Source organism: Dysgonomonas sp. 520 (genome assembly GCF_010501095.1).
Classification (GTDB): Bacteria; Bacteroidota; Bacteroidia; order Bacteroidales; family Dysgonomonadaceae; genus QVMP01.
Genome location: NZ_QVMP01000028.1, coordinates 1 through 22569, shown reverse-complemented (window position 1 = coordinate 22569; position 22569 = coordinate 1). Strand labels below are relative to the sequence as shown.

The window sequence follows — 22569 nt, the reverse complement described above, 5'->3', positions numbered from 1 at the left end:
TTCTGATTCTTTACTTCAAAAAATCTTCAAAATACCGGGTAACGTGTTCATACAGGTGAATGCGATCCAGTCCTGTCATATTATGCCCTTGTCCCGGATAAACGAAAAAATCGGGGTGTGTACCCTTTTTAACGGACGATTTCAAGAACTGCATGCTGTTTTGCATCACCACCGTTGGGTCTTCGTCGCCATGAATGAGCAATAAACGCCCTTGCAAGTCGCCCGCCCGGTCTACCATATTGGAATCTTTATATCCTTCGGGGTTTTCATCAGGGGTGTCCATGTATCGTTCGCCATACATCACTTCGTAATATTTCCAATCGGTTACAGGTCCGCCCGCAACGCCAGCCTTAAAGGTTTCGGGGTGGCGAAGCATCAGGTTTAATGTCATAAATCCGCCGTAACTCCAACCATGCACGCCAATGCGGTCGGCATCTACATAAGGCAACGACTTCAGAAATTCTACACCTTTCATCTGATCTTGGGTTTCCACCACGCCCAATTGGCGATGGATAATGCTTTTGAAGTCAAAGCCTCTGTGGTAGGTTCCCCTGTTGTCCAGAGTGAAAACAACATAGCCCAACTGTGCCATATAAATATCCCACCCTCTGACTTGTGCCATCCACGAATTGTTGACTAACTGTGAGTGAGGTCCTCCATACACATATACAATGACCGGATATTTTTTTGAAGCATCAAAATCGACAGGTTTCACCAATCTGTAATACAAGTCGGTTTTCGCATCATCAGCTTTGATCGATCCGATAGTTATTTCGGGCAGAATGTAGTCCTTAAACGGGCTTTCAGTCTCGCAAAAAACATACGAACTGTTGTTTCTGGTGTCGATAACGGCAACCTTACCGGGATTGTACTGAGAACTGAATGTGTCGATAATGTATCTGCCCGATGCACTCATCTGCGGATTATGAACTCCCGCTTCGGTTGTTAGTTTTATGCGCTTTCCTGTTTTCAGGTTTACTTTATAGATGTGCCGTTCAAGAGGCGATTCTTCTGTCGAAACGATCAAAACATTGTCTCCCTTACTGTCAAATCCTACGACGGAAGTAACCTCCCAGTTTCCCTTTGTCAATTGTTTCAGTAGTTTTCCCGAAACCGAATAAAGATAAAGGTGATTGTATCCGTCCCTTTCGCTTTGCCACAAGAACTGGTTGGGGTTATTTTTCAGAAATAAAACAGGGTTTTCGGGTTCCACAAATTTCGGATGAGTTTCTGTGCAGATAGTCGTTTCCAGTTTCAAAGTTTTTGCATTATACCTGTTCAGGAACATCGTATCTTGCGCTCTGTTGAGCTCTGCAATATAGATACTTTTGCTGTCGGGACTCCAGGCAATATTCGTAAGATATTTTTCCCCTTTTGCATCTGTGTCCAATATCTCCGTCAGAGCCTCTTCTTCGTTTACATTTCTCACGCCTAACCATACTTTGTGGCTAGCCATTCCTGCCATCGGATATTTTATGTTTTTTAGTTTTGCTTCGCGCGCCGAAATATCGACCAAAGGATAATCTTCAACCATCGATTCATCCATCTTGTAAAAGGCAAGGCTATTTCCGTCGGGACTCCAAAATGTTCCTTTTGTTATTCCGAACTCATTTCTATGCACATCCCCCGATCCGTAAGATATGCCCCCTTTCTCTTCGCTCTGAATACACACGGGGTTATGTGTTTCTTTGTTTCCTGCTATTGAAATATACAGTTTATTGTCAATTGTGTAGGCAAGTTTATCTCCCCAAGGTGAAAAATCTAAGTTCGCAGCATCCCGCAAATAAAAGAGTTCGTAAGACGATACAAATTCATCCTTTTCGAGATCGTAATATAGCCTTGATATGTTTTCGTCTCCTTCTGTTGGGATAGGTTTGAAAGAAATTATATTTGACCCATTTGCGGGGAAATATATATCCGTTATTTTTTCCGCTTTTTGATCTGCTTTTCCGAACTTTTTGTTTAAATCATCCAACGTAAACAGCACTGTTTCCGTTTCTTTTTCGCTTAACGGAATTTGCAGGATGGTATCGTTTTGTATGTATATGGCTTTGTCTCCCCACCACAAAATGTTTTCCGGTAACTGAGGACGGAATTTTTTATAATTATTGCCTCCGGGAATCAGTTCGTGAAGAGTAAGTGTTGTTCCTGAAATTTTTGATGTAGGTATTAGTGACATTAATATAAATATTATAAAAGTGCTTTTTTTCAACATTTTGGCTTCAAATTGATTGGATTACATGCAAAGTTAAGGTAAATTATATCAGTATGAGTGTTATTTTGATAAAAAAGGAATATTTAGAATCCGTAGTGCATCTAAGACTTTGATGTTAATTCAATTATTATAAGATTTATATCTGTTTTGTCATTTTGAACGAAGTGAAAAATCTGTGTATTTCAATCCAGATCCTTCGTTGCACTCAGAATGACAATGTTCGAGGAGCGAAGGCGACTCAATGACAATGTAAATATGTGCTATGTTTCAGTTAGTTATCTTTTGTTTTCTAAATACACTACGGGTTATTTAAAATTGTTTGCGAAGACTTCATTTTGCGAGGTTCTGCATAGTTTTCATAAAATTGCTATCTTTGAAATCAAAATAAGATTACAGACCTAATTTATTGTTTTGTACATCTTTCGGGTGGAATAGATCCCTACTGGAAAGGTATTATTAATTTCTGTCAATTACTAATAATAGATTATGAGATCACTAAATGTAAAATATATTTGTAGCCTTTTCGTGTTGTGCCTAGTGTCCTTTTCTTCGGTTAAGGCGCAAGACTTGCTGGACGAAGCGAACGACCTTTTCAACGAAAAGAAATATGCTGAGGCAATACCTTATTTCGAGAAAATATATGGTGCTCATTCTTCCGACCCTACTGTTAATCTTCAGTATGGGGTGAGTTTGCTGAACACGAAGCAAGACCTAAGCAAGACAGTGGAGTTGTTTCAGAAAGTGGATAAGAAAAAACAACCCGAAGTGCATCTTTATCTGGGGGATGTTTATGCCGCATTGTATCGTTTTTCGGATGCGGAAAAAGAATATTCGCAATATGCCACTGTGAAGCGGAGGGACAAAGCCGCCTTGAGCGTAGTTGAAGACCGGAGAAAAGATATGGAAGTGGTGAAGCGGTTTGTGAATCGTACCGAGAATATTCAGATCATAGATAGCATTGTGGTTGACAAATCGGATTTATTGTCGGCTTACAAACTAAGTCCGGGTGGAGGCTCCCTTAAATATTTTGATGAGGTGTTTGATGCAAACGTAAAAGTAAATTCAACAGTCTATTTTAATGAAAAAGGCAGTCGTATTTATTTTGGTCAACCTATGGAGAGTTTCTATTCGCTATATTCAATGGATAAGTTGATTGATGGATATGGCAATGAAAAAGAACTGGACAAAAATAAATTCGGATTATCGGGGAACGTAAATTATGTGTTCGTGATGACCGACGGCGTTACTACCTACTTTTCGGCAGAAGACGAAAAGGGAATGGGCGGGTATGACTTGTATGTAACTCGTTATAATATGAATAACGATTCGTACCTGACACCGGAACGATTGAATATGCCTTTCAATTCGCCTTTCAATGATTACCTGATGGTGATTGACGAAGAAAAAGGGGTAGGGTGGTTTGCCACAGACCGTTATCAGCAGGAAGGAAAAGTTTGTGTCTACACATTCATTCCCAACAAAGAGGTTTCTATGATAGAGTCGGAAGACGAAACATATCTGGCAAACAGGGCTCGTATATCTTCAATAAAAGATACATGGCTGGCAGAGGTCGATTATTCTCAGTTGAAAGTTCGTGCCAATAAGGTTGTGGTATCTGAAAATACTCCAAATTATGATTTTGAGTTCGTTATAAACGATAGAATCACATATTATTTTTATAATGACTTTAAAAATGCAAAGGCAAAAAATCTTTATTCAAGCGCACGGGAAAAGAAGGCCGAACTAGCAAAAGTGGAGAATGAATTAAACGAACAAAGGAATGCCTATGCAACCGTTTCGGGGGGAAATAAGTCGGTTATGTCTTCCGAAATACTGCGTCTTGAAAAGCTGCAGGAACAATTGGAAAAAGAAGTTTCTGATCTTGAGATAAACGCACGCAATGCAGAAATAGAGTCATTGAACAAATAATCCGGTCAGGTAAATAAATGTTTGTTTTTTTTAATAAGTTTCGTTTGCATTAATTGTAAAATTATTTATCTTTGCACCGCTAAAGCAATATGGTGGTCATAGCTCAGTTGGTTAGAGCGTCGGATTGTGGTTCCGAAGGTCGCGGGTTCGAGCCCCGTTTTCCACCCTTCATATTTTTGAATACATTATATCGAAAACCGTTTCTGTTTATTTTCAGAAACGGTTTTTTATTTGGAATACTGGTTGCTCCAAGTCAACGGATTTTCAATACTCTAGCCAAACACTTGTGTATTAATCCTGAATTATCATCCATACCTAAACAAAAGCCTCTCCTATTTACAAATAAAAATAGTTAATCATTAATTAAAATGAATATTTGTATAAATATTATAAATATAGTGATTTTTCTTTTATTTAACTTAATTTTTTATTTGTGGTACAAATATCTGATATAAATTTATGACACCTAAAGCCTGATTGTATTTTATTTAATACTCAGCATATACCTTGTACCTGTAAAATTTAATGCTAAAGTAAATATGACGCCTATGAAAAAAACACTACTCTAATCTTTTAATATCACTCAAAATCAACCACTTACAGTTGTTGTAGAAAATACAAAGAGTGTGACTCCATGTACCTTTCCGAAACAAACTTCTTGTTAAGTCTTGTAAACACATATCCTAAAAAAGATAAACATGCCTGTTTGACTCCTCATTTAGAAGATCTCAATAATTATCTGAAATCAATTACATATACTCAATTTTTATTTATAACCTTAATTTATTCACAGTATGAAAACAACAAAATTGGCCGGAATGGCAGTTGTATTGTTCATGTTACTACTCTGGATGTCGGGGCTGGCAACGCTGCAAGCTCAACCCACTACCGGGCCCGGAGTTGATCCGAATGCCCTGTTACTTATGGATTTTGAAGATGGAGATGTTACCGGATGGACAACCAACACCATCGGCCGTGGCGAAAAGGTGAGCGTTGAACTGATGGACGCTGACAATGGAGACCCGGTACGTTTTGGCAGGTATGCCGTAAAACTCAACTGGGACTTAACCGAAGCTCAATCAAACCAAACGCTGGCCTGTCTCTATTCGCCTCCGGGTGACGCCTATGTCATCCCTGCATCTTCCGTATCGCAACGAAAAATCGGTATGTGGATTTATGCTTCCCCCGAATGTGAAAAGAATATCTGGTTCAGACTTCAACAATTTACGCCTCCGGGTAGCACTCCGGGTGTAGATGCAGGATATATTACTGTCTTCGGAAATGAAATATCATACACCTATTGGACAGGATGGAAATATCACGAATTTATTATCCCTGCTGACCATACGAATAAAAAGATGGGACCTCCTTCCAAAACAACACCTTCTTACGGAATGTTCAGGCTTCTTCAAGCGGGTTCGGGAACCGGAGGAAAACAATTGACAAAAGGCTATTTCATTATTGATAACATCCGTGTTACTACTGTTGCGGAAGACGTAAGCAAGCCTACGATAAGCAGTTTGACAGGAAACGGCACAGCATTATCCGGCGCAACCCTTCAGACAGGAGCAATTACACTGTCGGCTGCATATAGTGATACCGGAGGCAGTGCCGAGAGCAGCGGAATAAACGCATCCAGTGCCTGCTTTACGGTAGACGGGGTTCTTTATAAAACCGGAGACGCCAACTTTACGTCGGATGCCACCACAGCAACACTTACGGGCTTGAAGTTGCGTAATGGAACACATACGGTTGTGGCACATGTAGAAGACAATTTCGGGAATATGCAAACTAGCACGGCTACATTTACGGTAGACGACCCTAGTGTAGAAGCTACTACCATTACACTTGTGCCTGACAATGAAGCGCACGTTGGCAACATGTTTGAAATGAAAATAAACACCAACAAATCTCAAGACATTAAAGAATTGGATATTACTATCGAATTGGGTACGCTTGGTTCTATCGATGCAACAAACGGTGTTGTATTTGCGCCATCGGTTACGAACAAATCTTTCAATTTCAACACCACCAGCCGCCAACTGACAATACATCTGGAAAATGATCATACGGCCTCTGCAGTGGAGACTCTTGCCACCATTAAGATAAACATTCCTGAAAGCTGTATCTCCAGCGATGCGATCAGGTGCAATCCTGTTTTGTCAACTGCAAAATATAGCGATGATGTAACCGAACCATTCTCATTATTTGCCGCTTTTTCAAAACCCGCATTGTCAACTTATAATTTTACAGTTCTTAAACGCATTGTAGGAACTGACGGAGAAGTATTGGTGACCGACCTTTCCGGAAATCCCGTGTCAGGCGCTACTGTATATGCCAATTCCATTTCGGGAACAACAGACGCAAACGGTGTGGCATTATTCAACTTCACCACATCTCAGCAAGCCATTGATATGTATGCCGGAAAAGATGGCAAATTCTCATATACAAGCATAGTGCGGACATTAACCCCACAGTTGACAAATATCCCATCGTCCATACGTTCCGGTACAACTATCGACCCAACCACATCGAAAACCATTGTATGGATGTCGAATCCTGTTACAACTTTAGATCCCGTCATTATAAAGATTGCAAAAAAAGCAGACGGAGAAAGTAGTTTCGTACAACACACCGGTATTTCCGAAATACTTGAGTTTGATGCCGGAAACGCAGTCACCAAAGGCAGTAAGGTTACAGTTACCGGATTAGAACCCGGAACAGACTACATTTATCAGTTGGGAGACGGTACAAACTGGTCGCCCACACGGGAATTTACCACCACCACTGTCACCAACAAATTCTCTTTCAGTGCTTATGGAGATTTACAGGCAACCAGTACTTCCGACATGGCTCATTGGCTGGCGGCAGCTACAACCCTTGAGGCATTGCCTACAAAACCTTTCTTCAGTTTGAATGTAGGAGATATTGTTGACAACGACAACAATTGGGGATATCACTCATACTATTCGCAATTGTTCGATCAGCGTTCCGGTTTTGCAAATATAGACCTGACTGCCGCTTACGGAAATCATGAATATATGGGTACGGAAAACGCTAAAATCATAAAATTCCTGAATGCGCATCCAACTTTGCAGCCATCACCCAACTACGATATTGACAAAATAGGCGACGGCTCATACGCCACCGTATACGGCAATATGTTGGTTATCGGTTTGGATTGGGAACACAAAGGTGGAGGTTATACTGCCCTTGCTCGTCAAACGGAACAGGCAAAATGGATGGATGAGGTAATGACCCTACATGCCGATAAAACATGGAAGATTGTTACTCTTCACTACGAAATACCTAACTCATCTTTCACCTCAACTGCCTTAGCCACATTGGGTCCGGTATTGGATAAACACAATGTGCAGATAGTATTCTGCGGACATGGGCATACGTTCCGTCGTGTACAAGTTAAAAACAATGTTTGGACACCATCTTCTTATACACGTACAGCAGCGCCCGTTAAAGGTGCCGGAACTATGCATTGGCAACTCGGCGGCATGCGCCCTTCCGACGGCAATAGCCAACGATGGGTATTTGGTGAGGTTGATGGTAAAAAAATAACCTTTACGGTAAGAAACGGAAGCAATGAAATTGTAGATAATGAATGTTTTACATTGTATGCGTCAGAAATCAACAACTATGCAGTCAACTTCAATACGGTAAGCGGCAACGGTACACTTACGGCTACTGTAGATGGTACGGCGATAACTACCGGAAATCAAATAGCAGACGATAGATATATTGTTTTCACGGCAACACCCGATACCGACTACAAAGTGAAAGAGTGGAAGCTGAATGGCTCGGTAGTAGGTGATGCAAAAAACACCTTCACACTATTTGGCTTGGAGGCTGCATCAACCATAACCGTAGAATTTGAGTATAATAAAGTCGGAATCGAAGACGTTTCTGCCTCAGACCTGACAATATCCCCCAATCCGTTTGCAGACGTGGTGCGTATAGCAAATGCAGAAGACAGCACATTGCAAATAATGGATGTAACAGGCACAATGGTACACTCCCAAAAGATTGCAGGCGCTGAAGAAACAATACGCTTAGAGAATCTGTCATCCGGTGTATACTTTTTTCATGTGAAAAAAGATGGACAGGCAAAAACTGTAAAAATGATAAAGAAATAAAATCAAGATTAATATCAAAAATCAAGGAGCCATCCTTTTTGGGGATGGCTCCTTATCTATAATATGTCAGAAGAAGATACTGTTAATCAACTAATGTGAAATCGAGCTGTTTCCTTTCCAGATTTGCCCTCACAACTTTAATTTGAATTTCTTCACCCAATCTGAACTCGCGTCTTGTTCTTCTGCCCTTCAAGCGATAGTTTTTTTCGTCAAATTCGTAGAAGTCGTCATCAAGTTCCCGCATAGGAATGAGTCCTCCACACTTGTTTTCCTCAATTTCGGCATAAATACCCCATTCGGTTAAGCCTGAAATGATGGCTTTAAATTCGCGCCCGATTTTGTCGGACATAAATTCAACTTGTTTATACTTGATAGAAGCTCGTTCGGCATTAGAAGCCAATTGTTCCATATCCGAACAGTGTTTGCACTCTTGTTCGCAATGTTCCTTATTGACGCTTCTGCCTCCGTCAATATATTTTGTGAGCAGACGATGAACCATCATGTCCGGATATCGGCGAATGGGAGACGTGAAATGTGTATAATAGTCGAAAGCCAATCCATAATGACCTATGTTTGACGTTGTATAAACAGCCTTAGCCATAGCACGTATGGCGATGGTTGAAATCAGGTTCTCTTCCGGCTTGTTCTGAACATCGTCCAACAGCTTGTTAATAGATTTAGAAACGGTGGTATTGCTGCCTCCTGTCTTTATTTTGTAGCCAAAACGTCGGATAAACTCGGAAAGATTTTGCATTTTATCGGGGTTAGGCAAATCGTGGACACGATAGACAAAGGTTTTAGCCTTTTTGCTTTTAGGAACTCTTCCCACAAATTCGGCAACCGTCCTGTTTGCCAGAAGCATAAATTCCTCGATCAGTTTGTTCGAATCTTTTTGTTCTTTGAAATACACGCTGACAGGCTTTCCCTTTTCGTCGATTTCGAAGCGGACTTCCTGCCTGTCGAAAGCGATTGCTCCATCTTCGAAGCGTTTTGCACGAAGTTTTTTAGCCAGCTTGTCGAGAGTCAACACCTCCTCCTTAAAGTCTCCTTCTCCTGTTTCTATTATATCCTGAGCTTCTTCGTAAGTGAATCGGCGGTCAGAGTTTATGACCGTCCTCACAATACGAGATTTTTTCACTTTGGCTTCATCGTTCATCTCGAAGATGGCAGAATAACAGAGCTTTTCTTCATTCGGGCGAAGTGAACACAGTCCATTGCTGAGCCGTTCGGGCAGCATAGGTATGGTTCTGTCTACCAGATAGACAGATGTGGCTCGTTCTTCACCTTCTTTGTCTATAATGCTTCCTTCTTCTACATAATGTGTAACATCGGCAATGTGTACCCCAACTTCCCAGTTTCCGTTTTCAAGTTTGCGGATCGACAGGGCATCATCAAAGTCTTTGGCATCACGAGGGTCTATGGTAAAAGTTGTTATCTGGCGGAAATCTTCACGTTTGGCAATTTCTTCTTCCGTAATCACATCCGAAATCTTATTGGCTTCCTCTTCCACTTTTTCGGGGTACTTGTATGGCAAACCAAATTCGGCCAGAATGGCGTGCATCTCAGCGTCGTTTGTGCCCGAAACGCCAAGTATGTCAACAACTTCGCCTATGGGGTTCTTTGCTTTCTCGGGCCATTCTATTATCTCAACGAGGGCTTTATCTCCTGATTTTCCATCCTTTAGCTTGTCGCTTGGAATGAAAATGTCGTTAGCCAGAATCTTGCTGTCCATTTCAAGAAATGCAAAGTGTTTTTGCACGCTTAATGTTCCTACGAAACGGGTCTGTTTACGTTCAAGAATTTCGATGACTTCACCTTCCGGGTCACGCCCCTTACGCCGTGCTAACATTTGAATACGGACTTTGTCTCCGTTCATAGCATGCTTGGAGTTTCGTTCGGCAACAAATATATTTTCTCCTTCATCTTCGGGCACAAAGAAGTTCTTGCCATTGCTTCTCCGTTCGAAATGTCCTTCAAGGAAAAGCCCTCTGGTATTCGATTTGAATTTGCCCCTGTCAGTAACAATAATAAACGCGTCTGTGGCCAGATCGTCAAGTATACTCATCAAGAGTAACTTTTCGGGTTGTGTTTTTATACCTAAATCGGCAGCAATTTGTTTATAATTGTACGATTTGTCGATATTATTATTGAAAAAATTAATTACGGCAGTAACCAGTTCTGTCTTTTTTTTCCGTTTGGTGTTTTTTTGTGGTATTTTCTTTTTACTCATAATATTCAATTTACATTATTCGCAAATGTAAACAAAATAAGACGAGATAAGGTTTCTTTCTTAAGCCTATTTTCTTCTGACTTTCGAAAAATAAATGTAGATTTGCACCAATTGGGTTAAAAAACAACAAATTCTTAATCTTAAAAAAATAGATTTGTGAAAGCAGAAGAAGAAAAGGTAACCGGGCTACCTGAAAATGCCTTTAGAGAATTGAAAGAGGGTGAAGAATATAAACCTCTGATGCCAGCCGATTCGAATCCGAAAGAAGTGACGCCATGGTCGGTAACCTGGGGTTTGTTGATGGCTGTTTTGTTTAGTGCGGCAGCCGCTTATCTGGGGCTGAAAGTGGGACAAGTGTTTGAAGCGGCGATTCCGATTGCTATTATAGCAGTGGGACTTTCGAGTGCCACAAAACGCAAGAATGCCTTGGGCGAGAACATTATCATCCAATCCATTGGCGCAAGCAGTGGTGTAATAGTGGCAGGGGCAATTTTCACATTGCCTGCATTATATATCCTCCAGGCAAAATATCCAGAGATATCTGTCAATTTCTTTCAGGTGTTTATGAGTTCATTGCTGGGAGGTATATTAGGTATTCTATTCCTGATTCCTTTCCGCAAGTATTTTGTCTCCGAAATGCATGGAAAATATCCTTTCCCTGAAGCGACGGCAACTACTCAAGTCCTCATTTCGGGAGAAAAAGGCGGAAGCCAGGCAAAACCGCTTATCATGGCAGGTGTGATCGGAGGTCTTTACGACTTTGTTATTGCAACCTTCGGTGCATGGTCGGAAACCTTCACTTCCAGAGTATTGCCTTTTGGTGATGCGGTTGCCAGCAAGGCAAAAGTTTTGTTCAGTGTGAATGTTGGTGCTGCGGTGCTGGGACTAGGATATATTGTCGGGCTGAAATATGCAGCCATCATTTGTGCCGGGTCGGCTTTGGTGTGGTTCGTATTGGTTCCGCTTATTCCGCTGTTGGGCGACTCTCTTTTGCAGTCAATAAATCCTGCTCCATATCTTGAGGGAGGAAAATTGACCGGAGGCATAGCCTCTGCCATCCCCGAAGACATATTTTCTGAAATGGCTCGCCACATAGGTATTGGAGGTATTGCCATGGCAGGTATTATCGGTATAGTGAAATCGTGGCCTATAATCAGGAGTGCGGTAGGTTTGGCTTCTAAAGAATTGAAGGGTGGAAAAAAGGAAGGTGCTCAGGTAGATAAACGTACACAACGCGACCTTCCGATGAAGATAATTTCGATAGGTGTAATTATCGCTTTGATTGTTACATTCCTGTTCTTCTATTTGGGTGTGATACACAATCTGGTATATGCCCTTGTGGGAATTGCTGTGGTTGCTATAATCGCATTCTTGTTTACTACGGTTGCTGCAAATGCAATTGCCATTGTGGGAACAAATCCCGTTTCGGGAATGACATTGATGACACTGATACTTGCTTCTGTGGTGATGGTTGCCGTAGGATTGAAAGGTACGGCCGGAATGGTTTCGGCTCTGATTATAGGCGGTGTTGTTTGTACGGCATTGTCAATGGCGGGAGGTTTTATTACCGACCTTAAAATCGGTTATTGGTTAGGCTCAACACCTGCAAAACAGCAATCGTGGAAATTTTTGGGAACATTGGTTTCGGCGGCTACCGTGGGAGGTGTGATGATAATATTGAACAAAACCTACGGATTTACGGGAGAAGGTGCTTTGGTTGCGCCTCAGGCCAATGCAATGGCGGCGGTTATAGACCCGTTGATGTCGGGTACAGGTGCTCCTTGGATTTTGTATGGAATTGGAGCGGCAATAGCTCTGCTGTTGACATTTTTTAATGTGCCTGCGTTGGCTTTCGCTCTGGGTATGTTTATTCCTCTTCAATTGAATGTGCCATTGTTGATAGGAGGCGCAGTAAGTTGGTATGTAGGAAGCAGAAGCAAAGATGAAGCACTAAATACTGCCCGCCTCGAAAAAGGAACGCTTCTTGCCTCAGGGTTTATTGCAGGTGGTGCGTTGATGGGTGTTGTGAGTGCTACAATGAAATTTGCCGGAGCCGACTTCATGAATAAAGAATGGGTTGAAGGAGATTGGGCGCAAATATTAGCATTGGTTGCATACGCCGCAATCATCCTTTATCTGGCAAAATCGGCATTGAGTGCAAAAAAGGATAATATTTAAAATAAATTTTATATGAACAGGCTCTATTTATTACTTATAGTATGCATTCCTTTCTTTTTTATTGCTTGCGATGACTCGGAATATGATTACGACTACGTAAGCCCTTCTTTATTGAATGGGATTTGGCAGCAAACATTATCTGTCGATTCTATTGTTATGACTTTCGAGAACAGTCAAATGAAAAGATATGTTTATCAAAAGGGTACAAATAATATTCTTTCAAGAACAGATTATGGAGCATACAAATTAAGAAAATACACTTCTCCCGAACGAACATCTATTGAAATTGAAGAATACGATGAAACTGATGGGTGGCGCAAAGTAAACGTATTTTGCATATTGTCAGGCAATAAATTGACAATAAAATGGCGTGACGGAAACGAAACCTTTACTAAAGTTTCTAATTAATACAAACAGATGACTCGTCCTAAAAAATTGTTACAGGTTTTATAGGACGAGTCATAGACTCATTTTTGATGCGTTTGCTCTGGGTTTGGAAAGGTAAATGATTATATTTGATGTAAAATTATATCTTATGTCAGATTACATTGTTCCGCCAAAACTTAAAGCAGGCGATAAAGCCATAATTGTATCTCCATCGGGAAATATTGGTGCTTTATATCTTCATCAGGCAAAAAGCGTGCTCGAAAGCTGGGGGTTGATTGTGGAGATAGCACCTCATGCAGAGAATGACTATGGAAGATATGCCGGAACGGTGGAGCAACGCTTGTCTGATTTGCAAAACGCAATGGATGCAGAAGACGTTAGGCTGATATTCTGCTCTCGGGGTGGATATGGCGTTGTGCAATTGCTGGAAAACATAAACTTTGAAAAAGTAAGACTACACCCCAAATGGCTGGTCGGATATAGCGACATTACGGCTTTACACCTTGCATTCCTGAGCCAAAAAATAATTTCCCTACATGCTCCTATGGCTCGGCATCTTTCAGAAAACCCTTCTGATCAGGCTAGTTTATATCTGAGAGAAACCATGTTTGAGGGCAGGCATCGCTACGAGGTCATGCCTCACAGTCAGAATGTAGAAGGAGATGTTACAGGCAGGCTGTTTGGCGGAAATCTGGCGGTTCTGAGCGCATTAACAGGTACTCCGTATTTGTCCTTACCCGAAAACGGGATCTTGTTTATTGAAGATATTGCAGAAAGTCCCTACAAAATAGACCGGATGATGTGGAATTTGCGCTTGTCGGGTATTCTGTCGAAGATAAAAGGATTGATTGTCGGGCAATTTTCGGAATGTGAAGAAGACCCCTCGATGCGAAAAACAATGTGTGAGTCTATTCTTGAAATGACAAAAGATTATAACTATCCGGTTGTTTTCAACTTTCCTGTTGGTCATGTAAAGGAAAACTATCCGCTGATGCAAGGAGCAATGTATAAGCTGAAGGTAGACGCAGGAAATGTTCATTTAAGATCAGTGTGAAATAAAATATTAAAAAGAGGAAACACGGCTTTCTGCTTTGGTCTTATTATTATCTTTGCGCACAACAAAGAACTATCAAACTGAATATAATGACAGACACAGAACCTATTCCATGCAGGGAGAAGGTATTGATCAGGACATCGTGGATCAGCACAATAGGCAATGCCGTATTATCTGTTTCTAAAATCGTTGTCGGCCTCATATCGGGCAGTTTTGCCGTTATCAGCGATGGTATAGATTCGGCAACCGACGTGGTTATTTCTGTTGTGATGATTTTCACAGCCCGCATAATGAGCCGCCCTCCGAGCCAAAAATACGCATACGGATACGAAAAAGCGGAAAGCATTGCCACGAAGATATTATCTGTTATTATTTTCTATGCCGGCATTCAGATGCTGGTTTCATCCGTCGAGAGCATTTTTTCGTCTGCCCCCAGATTTCTGCCGAAGACCATTGCCATATATGTAACTGCCTTTTCCATTGTGGGAAAACTGGGTTTATCGTTCTATCAATATCGCATGGGTAAAAAGATCAATAGTTCTTTGCTGACCGCCAACGCTGTCAATATGCGCAATGATATCGTCATATCGTCGGGCGTTCTGGTCGGGTTGATCTTTACTTTTGTACTGAAACTACCTATTCTGGATTCTATTACAGGATTGCTTATAAGCCTTTTTATCATCAGGTCGTCAATACAAATTTTCCTCGATTCGAATGTCGAACTCATGGATGGAGTGAAAGACCTGTCGGTTTATGATAAGATATTTGAAGCGGTGGAGAAAGTGCAGGGCGCATACAACCCTCACCGGGTGAGGTCGCGGCAGATAGGCAATATGTATATGATAGCGCTAGACATTGAGGCCGACGGAAACATTAGCCTGAACGAGGCTCACGCCATTGCCGAAAGAGTGGAGGATAGTATTAAGCAAACTATTGAGAATGTATACGACATAGTTGTCCATGTGGAACCGTTCGGAAAACATCACCCGGAAGAAAAATTCGGAATCAGCAAAGAGATGATAGAATAAACAATTGATAAAATCGAGCCTTAATCCTTTTTCAGATACAAGTACCAATAAGCACAACCTACGAAAACAGCTCCACCTATCAAATTCCCTATTGTTGCGGGAATAAGGTTTTGCAATATAAAGCTGCTCCACAAGATTTCCGCACCCGAATAGATAGCAGCCGGGATGAAGAACATATTTGCTATGGAGTGTTCGTAGCCGAGTGTTACGAACAGCATCACGGGAATCCATATTCCAATGCATTTGCCAATTATATCTTTCGATGCGTATCCCATAAACATGCCGAGGCATACAAGCCAATTTGCGCCTATGCCTTTTATCAAGACTTTCATAAAATCTTGGTTTACTTTAGCCTCTGAGTAATGATGTAAATATCCCAGCCAAGGATCTTTGTCAAAAAAACCTACTCCCGAACTCAGGAAATAAGCAATTATCTGAGCTCCCAGAAAATTGAATATATAAGATAAGACAAGGAATTTAACGAATGTGAAAATCTTTATCTGTTTTTCGAGCAGAGGCAATGTGAAAGCAGTGCAATCGCTCGTAAACAAATCGGCTCCAGTGACCGATACCATAATCAGTCCCACAGGAAATAGGGCTCCGGCTACAAATTTCACTAATCCCGGATTCGTATCACCTATTCCCGGCATACCTCCGGCAACCATTACGGACAGAAGTCCGCCAAAAGCAATGAAAGCCCCTCCCAGAACGGCAATCAGGGCGAATTTCGAAAATGTTAAACTGGTTTTGTAAATGCCGGAATTAAGAAACTCTGCTGTAATTTCTTTTGGAGTATTATAATTTTTCATCTTCTGAATCTAAATTCAATCTTTTGCGTTTTGCGCTACAAAAGTATAATTTATATTAGAATAATGAAATTATGAACCCTAAAGAAAGAAGTAATTACCGGAAAGCTTACAGTAAAGGAGCCATCCTTTTTGGGGACGGCTCCTTTACAAATCAATGTTTCGGGGACAGTTCTATTTATTAATGAAGAAAACTGTTACATCTTTGCCGGGAATGGATATAGAACTTTTCGAGTCGATAGTCTCATTTTTCCAAAGCTCGGTTATCTGATAAGTCTTATTTGCATCCAATCCTATTCTCTCGAAAGGAATATTTATATTAATTTCATTCTCACCATAATTGAAATGAACGAAATAGAAGCCGTTTTCCTCTTCACGTACAAATTGGTTCTCCGATTTTTCTCCATTTCCTTCCAACGGACGGAATGTAACTCCGTTTGCAATTGCATTGATCGCAGTATTCGTTAAATATTTCAGGGACTTTTCTTTTCCCTCTGCCGAACCTTCTTTGCTATAATCATCGCCCGCAATATACAAACCTGTGATAACGGAAGATGTTACACGAGCACGGTTTTCGCCTTCCGTAGCATCACGCAAAACAATGTGGTCGGCATCGTTATACTGATACACTTTATCTACCCACCAGCCATACGAAACGGCATTCATCGTATATTCCGTATCTTTTATTTTGTTCCACGCATCACAAGCTATACGGCGCGATTGGGCATAATGAGCCGGGAATATAGGGGATATGGAAAGGTTGATGTACATATCGTGAAAGTATTGGTTCAATAGCTGCATCCCGTAATTGTAGGCTTGGATACCTGTCTGTATTCCCGGCTTATGCCATTTGTCGCTCTCCATTGCACCGTGTGTCATGAAGTCCATTTTTACGTATTCAAAACCACAACGGCGAAACAAATCCGATGTTTTTTTCATCATATCTTCAATGGCCGGATGTGTAGGGTCTACGGCGTAAGCCCCGTCCAACTCCTGAGGTTTGCCGTTAGCATATAGATATACGTCTTTATATTTATACTTTTCCGAATCGGGAACGTCTCTTTCAGGATTTTTACCCCAATCGGTAAAAGGCGTCCAGTAAATTCCGGCAATTTGTCCGTTTTCTTTACATTTCTGTACAAACGATTTCAATTCTTCTTCCGTAAAGCTGTTCCACCCCGAGTCGAGTCCAATATACAGGGTTTTATCGGGATTGACAAATCCGTTGTTTTGAAGATTGTTCTTGAAAAAATCGGAAACATCCATCGCTTTCTGATAGGTCAGATTAAATTGAAGCACTCCCCAACTGTTCCAGCCAAAAGGAATGGCTTTTCCCCATGTTTTAGGAGGTGCGATTTTTGCATTGGCTTCGGCATATTCGTCCAAGCCATTTCTCCAATCGGCGAAAGAACCTAACAATACTTTAGGCGATTTAATTGTTTCGCCTGATAAAGCGCCATGAGCCTTTGAGTCACGGGTTAAGGTATCGGCGGCTCCACCGTAGCAAACCAAGGTGTTCAAACCATTAGAATGGTCGCTTTTCATTTTTATTGCCGATTTCCAGTTGTCGTGTTCAATAGAGCCAACCACTATGCCATTACGGCTGTTGTTGTTGAATATTGCAGTGGCTTCGTAACTAACCAGACTGTCAAATGTCAAGGCATGAGACTGGAAGCGAATCCAGCAGTCATTGTCGAAAGGTATGAACAACGCCCGGTTTTCGTCCGAATTTTCGATTATCGCTGGTTGAACAATATTCACCGGAGCCATATAATTGGACGCTACATCACCTGAGGCATTTTGTAATGTGAAGTCGGTCAAAATATAATCCTTTTCCGGATAGATATAGAATGACTGCTTCAGGGTGGGAAGGCTATTGTCTTTGTATGTTACCGTAAAAACCTTGCCCTCTCCAAATTGGTCTTGTATGCTGCTCTGCTCAATTTGATGGCTCGAGTAATCTTTCGATGTCACTTCTTTCCCATCGAGGATGTAAGACGCAAACAAGTCATTGCTTAAAACTTTAGAGTCTTTTTCGATCTTGATACCTTTACTTTCTTCGTTGTAGCTTATCTTCCATTTTCCAACTGTCGCATGATCTTTGTTGCATGAGAAAGCGAGGAATGCCAAAGCCAACAAAACTGAAATGTGTTTACATGTTTTCATTCGTGATATTTAATTTTAGGTTGAGATATGCACATTCGTAGGAAAGCAAATATATAACAAAGTCAATCTATTACTTAAAACAAACTCGTCAAATTATAAAACAATTAACCTTTTAGGTTTCAATTAAAATGTTTTGCAACATTTGTATCATATTTTGCGACATGTTTATATTGCTTATGTGTCTTTTTTATACTTAATTGAACTTCTTAAATAAACATTGAGGTTGCAGGGGGTGGGGCTATACTCCTCCCTGAAAATATTCGGGCAGATCGGAGGGCTGCTCCTGCAAAAAATTGTCACGACTATTACATTAACACCCATATTCAAAAAAATATGACCAGATATTTTTTTTCATTAATAGCCTTATTCCTGTGCCTGTCCGTGCATGCCGAGTCGGCTGCCGATGCAAGCTACTATTTTTCGAGGATAAACAACAAGTCCGGCCTTTCGCAGGTAAATGTAAAAGCAATTATACAAGACAGTTATGGCTTTGTGTGGTTTGGTACAAGAAACCAACTGAACAGGTACGATGGCTCGCGCATGAAGGTATTTAACTGTTACGACACCGACCAGAAACGAGGAGATAACAATATCTCGGCCTTGTATGAAGACGATAACCGCGAACTGTGGGTAGGAACCGACAAGGGGATATATATCTTCAATCCGATTGATGAAAAATTCTCATTTTTTGATAAAGCGACAGAAAAAGGAATAAAAATTACCGACTGGGTTTCAACTATTCAAAGGGATTCGGACAATAATATCTGGGTTGTTATTCCTAACGAAGGCATTTTCCGTTATCATGCTCCAAGTCAAAAACTGTATCATTATATAGTTGGAGATTTGCAGAAACCGAACAAGGGAGGCAATCCTCAGTGTATGTGCATTGAAAAAAACGGGGAAATTTGGGTTGGAACCAATGGCAGTGGCGTGTTCAATTACGATAAATCGAAAGATTCGTTTACCCAGTATTTGGGCGATAACCAGAGTGATAATTCGCTGAAAGATAAAAACATATACACGATGTGCGATTATGGGGACGAACTTGTTTTGGGTATTCACGAAGAAAAACTAAGGAAACTGAATAAAAGGAAAAACACTCTGTCGGACGTAAATGCACCTGATGTACATTACAAAATAATCCGTTGCGTGACCCGTTTCGGAGATGAGTTGTGGGTGGGAACAGAGGCCGGACTTTTCATCATCAATGAATTAAAAAACAAGACTGTGCATCTGCAGGAAGATCCCATGTATCCGTATTCGCTGTCGGACAATGTGATAGAAAGTATATGTAAGGATAAAGAAAATGGAATCTGGATAGGCACTCGTTTCGGAGGAGTAAATTATCTGGCCAAGAAAGGATTGGATTTTGAATGTTATGTGCCATTGAGCAATTCAGAGAATGTGTTTAGCAGCCGTCGTTTGCGTGAAATAAAAGAAGATTGGAAGGGAAACATCTGGATAGCATCGGAAGATAAAGGTCTTGATATATTCGACCCCAACAGTAAGACATTCAGCAGAATAAAGAAGAACGGTGTCGATTATTATAAAAACAGCAAAGTTCTGGGGTTATACTTGGAAAAAGAGGAGGCTTGGGTCGGTTTTTTTAAGAACGGCTTGGATGTTATCAAGTTTCCTGATTTCAATATAACACATTATACCGGAGATGATTTGAATTTGGACGAAGCAAGTATTTACTCTATTTGCGAAGACAAATTTGGAAAAATGTGGGTTGGAAACGGTTGGGGAGTCTTTGTTGGCGATAAGGACAAGAAAGGCATGAAACGGATGGATAAATTCGGACTGTGCTATGTGTACGACATCATGGAAGATTCGAAGGGGTATATTTGGGTTGCTACATTGGGTAGCGGCTTGTTTAAATATAACCAGACCACCGGAGAAGTACAACATTTTCTAAATAAACAAGAAGATAGTTTATCGCTTAGTTCCAATTCGGTGAGCAGCATAACTGAGACTTCGTTGGGCGAAATATGGCTTGCCACAGACAGGGGTGGAATTTGCCGTTACAACAGGGAAAGCGATAATTTTACGACTTTCTCCATCGAAGACGGATTGCCGGACGATGTGTCGTATAAAATAGTGGAAGATAAAAATCATAACTTATGGTTTGGAACCAATAAAGGACTTGTGAAGTTTAATCCGCAAACCAAAAGAATGAAAATCTTCTCCGAAGATGACGGTTTGCCTATCAATCAGTTCAATTATAAGTCGGCTTTGCTTAGTTCTACCGGAAAGTTATATTTCGGCGGACTGAACGGATTGTTGGCTTTTGATCCTGAGCATTACGAGGAAAATAAATTTGTACCTCCTGTCTACATTACCCAATTGATTATACATAACAATGTAGTTAATCTGAATACGGAAAATTCTCCGCTGGACAAATCGATGCCTCATACACAAAAAATAAAACTAAGGCACGACCAGTCGAATATTGGCTTCAATTTTGTTGCCTTGAGTTTTGTTGCGCCCAAGGCAAATAAATATGCTTACATGATGGAGGGGGTAGACGACGATTGGAATTATATAAATACCAATCAGACGGTTTCGTATGCAAAACTGCCTCCCGGTAAATATATTTTCAGGGTGAAGGGGTGCAACAACGATGAGCTTTGGAACGAGGAAGGTGCTTCTGTGGAAATAGAGATTTTGCCTCCTTGGTGGTGGTCTAATCTGGCACTGTTTTCCTACATCGTGTTATGTATAGTCTTGCTCTATTACTTGCTGAATCGTTATCGTAAAAGAACCGAAAAAAGGCAAAACGAAAAACAACGGCTATTTGAGTCGGAGAAAGAAAAGGAACTTTACAGTTCTAAGGTTGAGTTTTTCACGAATATAGCTCATGAGATCCGAACTCCTGTGACTTTGATAAATGGTCCGCTCGAATCGATGTTGGAAATGGAAATTGAAGACACCGAAATAACTAAAAACCTGAACATAATGAGTAAAAATACAAACGATTTGCTGGGTTTGGTAAATCAGTTACTCGATTTCAGGAAAGTGGATAGCAATAAATTTCTTTTGAATCTGTCGCAACGCAATATTTCGGCCTTTTTGAAGGAAACTTATGCCCGGTTCGAACCCACTGCCCACAAACAAAAGCAAGTCATGTCTATAATTTTACCTCCCGAAGATGTTTGGGTGGTATTTGACAAGGAAGGATTGACGAAGATAGTTAACAATCTTTTATCCAATGCTTTGCGTTATGGAAACGAATTTGTAGAGATTGAATTGACCACCGACGAAGATTTTGTTTATGTCAAAGTGAAGAATGACGGAGAGTTGATACCTCTCGAACTAAGCGAAACGATATTCGATCCCTTTTATCAGGGTGGAAAACATCGGAATAGTCCTTCAAGTTCCGGCATTGGTTTGTCATTGGCACGGTCGTTGGCCGAACTGCACAACGGTTATTTATATTATAACCAAAACGAGGATATGAATGAGTTTGTTTTGCAGTTGCCGGTCAATACGGAGACAGAGCCGGAAATAGAAGAATTGCCTGAAAAAGATTATATTATAGAAGAAAGTGAATTGAGAAGCGAAGGTCATAAAGCAGAAGTTATTTTGCTTGTAGAAGACAATGTGGAGATGCTGAATTTCATAGCCGGACGCATGCAGAAGCAGTTTGGAGTGGAAAAAGCGGCGAACGGAGTGGAGGCAATGAAGATATTGAAAGAGAAGAATATAGATTTGGTTTTGACGGATATAATGATGCCCGAAATGGATGGTTTTGAGCTATGTAAGAATATCAAAGAAAGCCTTGAGTATAGCCATATTCCGGTGGTTTTGGTAACGGCTAAAAACGATTTGCAAAGCAAGATTCAAGGTTTGGAAGTTGGAGCCGATGCCTATATAGAAAAGCCATTCTCGATGAATCACCTGATAATACAGCTTACAACCTTATTGAGCAACAGAAGACGGGAAAAGGAAGCATTCATGCGGAAACCGTTTCTTCCCATCCAGAATATCGGGATGAATAAGGCTGATGAGGAATTTGTAGAAAAGATAATTAGTATTATTGAAGAAAATATTACCGACCCCGAATTTAGCGTGGAACGATTGGCTGAAAGTGTGTTTATGAGTCGGTCTAACCTTCACCGAAAAATTAAGGCTTTGACGGAACTTACATCAATCGACTTTATCCGGCTGATTCGGTTGAAAAAGGCTGCGGAGTTGATTCAGAGCGGAAAATATCGAACAGGAGAGGTGTGTTACCTTGTGGGTATAAATTCTCCGTCATATTTCATCAAATTGTTCCAAAAACAATTCGGGATGACACCTAAGGAGTTTGCGAAGCAACAATCATAATTGATTGAGGGATTTTTCATACGAAATATGACTCGTATTTCAAATTTTTCCTATCTTTGTAGCTTAAGATAATGATTTACAGCCTGCCTCTGTCACTGA

General features: G+C 40.8%; 11 protein-coding genes and 1 tRNA gene. 8 read left to right on the top strand and 4 right to left on the bottom strand.

Annotated elements, in window-relative coordinates; genetic code table 11:
* Positions 1-10: 10 nt before the first annotated feature.
* Positions 11-2179 carry a S9 family peptidase gene (locus tag D0T56_RS14645; protein WP_255491189.1) on the bottom strand — a complete coding sequence of 723 codons (2169 nt, stop codon included), beginning with the start codon at positions 2177-2179 and terminating at the stop codon, positions 11-13.
* 522 nt (positions 2180-2701) lie between these two features.
* Here D0T56_RS14645 and D0T56_RS14640 point away from each other — a divergent pair.
* From D0T56_RS14640 to D0T56_RS14630, 3 genes are all read left to right on the top strand, one after another.
* A complete protein-coding gene (locus D0T56_RS14640; protein WP_163320911.1) occupies positions 2702-4144 on the top strand; it encodes a tetratricopeptide repeat protein in 1443 nt (480 codons plus the stop codon).
* Positions 4145-4235: 91 nt separating this feature from the next.
* A tRNA-His gene (locus D0T56_RS14635) sits at positions 4236-4311 on the top strand.
* A gap of 627 nt (positions 4312-4938) precedes the next feature.
* Positions 4939-8292 (top strand): T9SS type A sorting domain-containing protein, encoded by a 3354-nt coding sequence (locus D0T56_RS14630; RefSeq protein WP_163320910.1) that lies wholly within the window; start codon positions 4939-4941, stop codon positions 8290-8292.
* Between the two features lie 82 nt (positions 8293-8374).
* Here the strand turns inward: D0T56_RS14630 and rnr are convergent, their stop codons facing one another.
* A complete protein-coding gene (gene rnr, locus D0T56_RS14625) occupies positions 8375-10522 on the bottom strand; it encodes a ribonuclease R (RefSeq protein ID WP_163320909.1) in 2148 nt (715 codons plus the stop codon).
* A 156-nt stretch (positions 10523-10678) separates the two neighbouring features.
* Between rnr and D0T56_RS14620 the strand changes: the two genes are divergently transcribed.
* From D0T56_RS14620 to D0T56_RS14605, 4 genes are all read left to right on the top strand, one after another.
* On the top strand, positions 10679-12700 hold the full coding sequence (locus D0T56_RS14620) for an OPT family oligopeptide transporter (RefSeq protein WP_163320908.1): 2022 nt from the start codon (positions 10679-10681) through the stop codon (positions 12698-12700).
* Between the two features lie 12 nt (positions 12701-12712).
* On the top strand, positions 12713-13108 hold the full coding sequence (locus D0T56_RS14615) for a hypothetical protein (RefSeq protein WP_163320907.1): 396 nt from the start codon (positions 12713-12715) through the stop codon (positions 13106-13108).
* A 127-nt stretch (positions 13109-13235) separates the two neighbouring features.
* A complete protein-coding gene (locus D0T56_RS14610) occupies positions 13236-14141 on the top strand; it encodes an LD-carboxypeptidase (RefSeq protein ID WP_163320906.1) in 906 nt (301 codons plus the stop codon).
* Between the two features lie 89 nt (positions 14142-14230).
* Positions 14231-15169, top strand: coding sequence for a cation diffusion facilitator family transporter (locus D0T56_RS14605; RefSeq protein WP_163320905.1), 939 nt, complete (start codon positions 14231-14233; stop codon positions 15167-15169).
* Positions 15170-15189: 20 nt separating this feature from the next.
* Here D0T56_RS14605 and D0T56_RS14600 read toward each other — a convergent pair whose 3' ends face one another.
* On the bottom strand, positions 15190-15978 hold the full coding sequence (locus tag D0T56_RS14600) for a formate/nitrite transporter family protein (protein ID WP_163320904.1): 789 nt from the start codon (positions 15976-15978) through the stop codon (positions 15190-15192).
* 171 nt (positions 15979-16149) lie between these two features.
* The gene (locus tag D0T56_RS14595; protein ID WP_163320903.1) at positions 16150-18141 is read right to left on the bottom strand and encodes an alpha-galactosidase; all 1992 of its coding nucleotides are present in this window, start codon (positions 18139-18141) and stop codon (positions 16150-16152) included.
* A gap of 333 nt (positions 18142-18474) precedes the next feature.
* Between D0T56_RS14595 and D0T56_RS14590 the strand changes: the two genes are divergently transcribed.
* On the top strand, positions 18475-22470 hold the full coding sequence (locus D0T56_RS14590) for a two-component regulator propeller domain-containing protein (RefSeq protein WP_163320902.1): 3996 nt from the start codon (positions 18475-18477) through the stop codon (positions 22468-22470).
* Positions 22471-22569: the final 99 nt, after the last annotated feature.

Excerpts from the sequence above, each read along its gene's own strand:
- D0T56_RS14645 (WP_255491189.1), bottom strand. The coding sequence starts at position 2,179 with ATGTCACTAATACCTACATCAAAAATTTCAGGAACAACACTTACTCTT.
- D0T56_RS14640 (WP_163320911.1), top strand. The coding sequence starts at position 2,702 with ATGAGATCACTAAATGTAAAATATATTTGTAGCCTTTTCGTGTTGTGC.
- D0T56_RS14630 (WP_163320910.1), top strand. The coding sequence starts at position 4,939 with ATGAAAACAACAAAATTGGCCGGAATGGCAGTTGTATTGTTCATGTTA.
- rnr (WP_163320909.1), bottom strand. The coding sequence starts at position 10,522 with ATGAGTAAAAAGAAAATACCACAAAAAAACACCAAACGGAAAAAAAAG.
- D0T56_RS14615 (WP_163320907.1), top strand. The coding sequence starts at position 12,713 with ATGAACAGGCTCTATTTATTACTTATAGTATGCATTCCTTTCTTTTTT.
- D0T56_RS14610 (WP_163320906.1), top strand. The coding sequence starts at position 13,236 with ATGTCAGATTACATTGTTCCGCCAAAACTTAAAGCAGGCGATAAAGCC.
- D0T56_RS14605 (WP_163320905.1), top strand. The coding sequence starts at position 14,231 with ATGACAGACACAGAACCTATTCCATGCAGGGAGAAGGTATTGATCAGG.
- D0T56_RS14600 (WP_163320904.1), bottom strand. The coding sequence starts at position 15,978 with ATGAAAAATTATAATACTCCAAAAGAAATTACAGCAGAGTTTCTTAAT.
- D0T56_RS14595 (WP_163320903.1), bottom strand. The coding sequence starts at position 18,141 with ATGAAAACATGTAAACACATTTCAGTTTTGTTGGCTTTGGCATTCCTC.
- D0T56_RS14590 (WP_163320902.1), top strand. The coding sequence starts at position 18,475 with ATGACCAGATATTTTTTTTCATTAATAGCCTTATTCCTGTGCCTGTCC.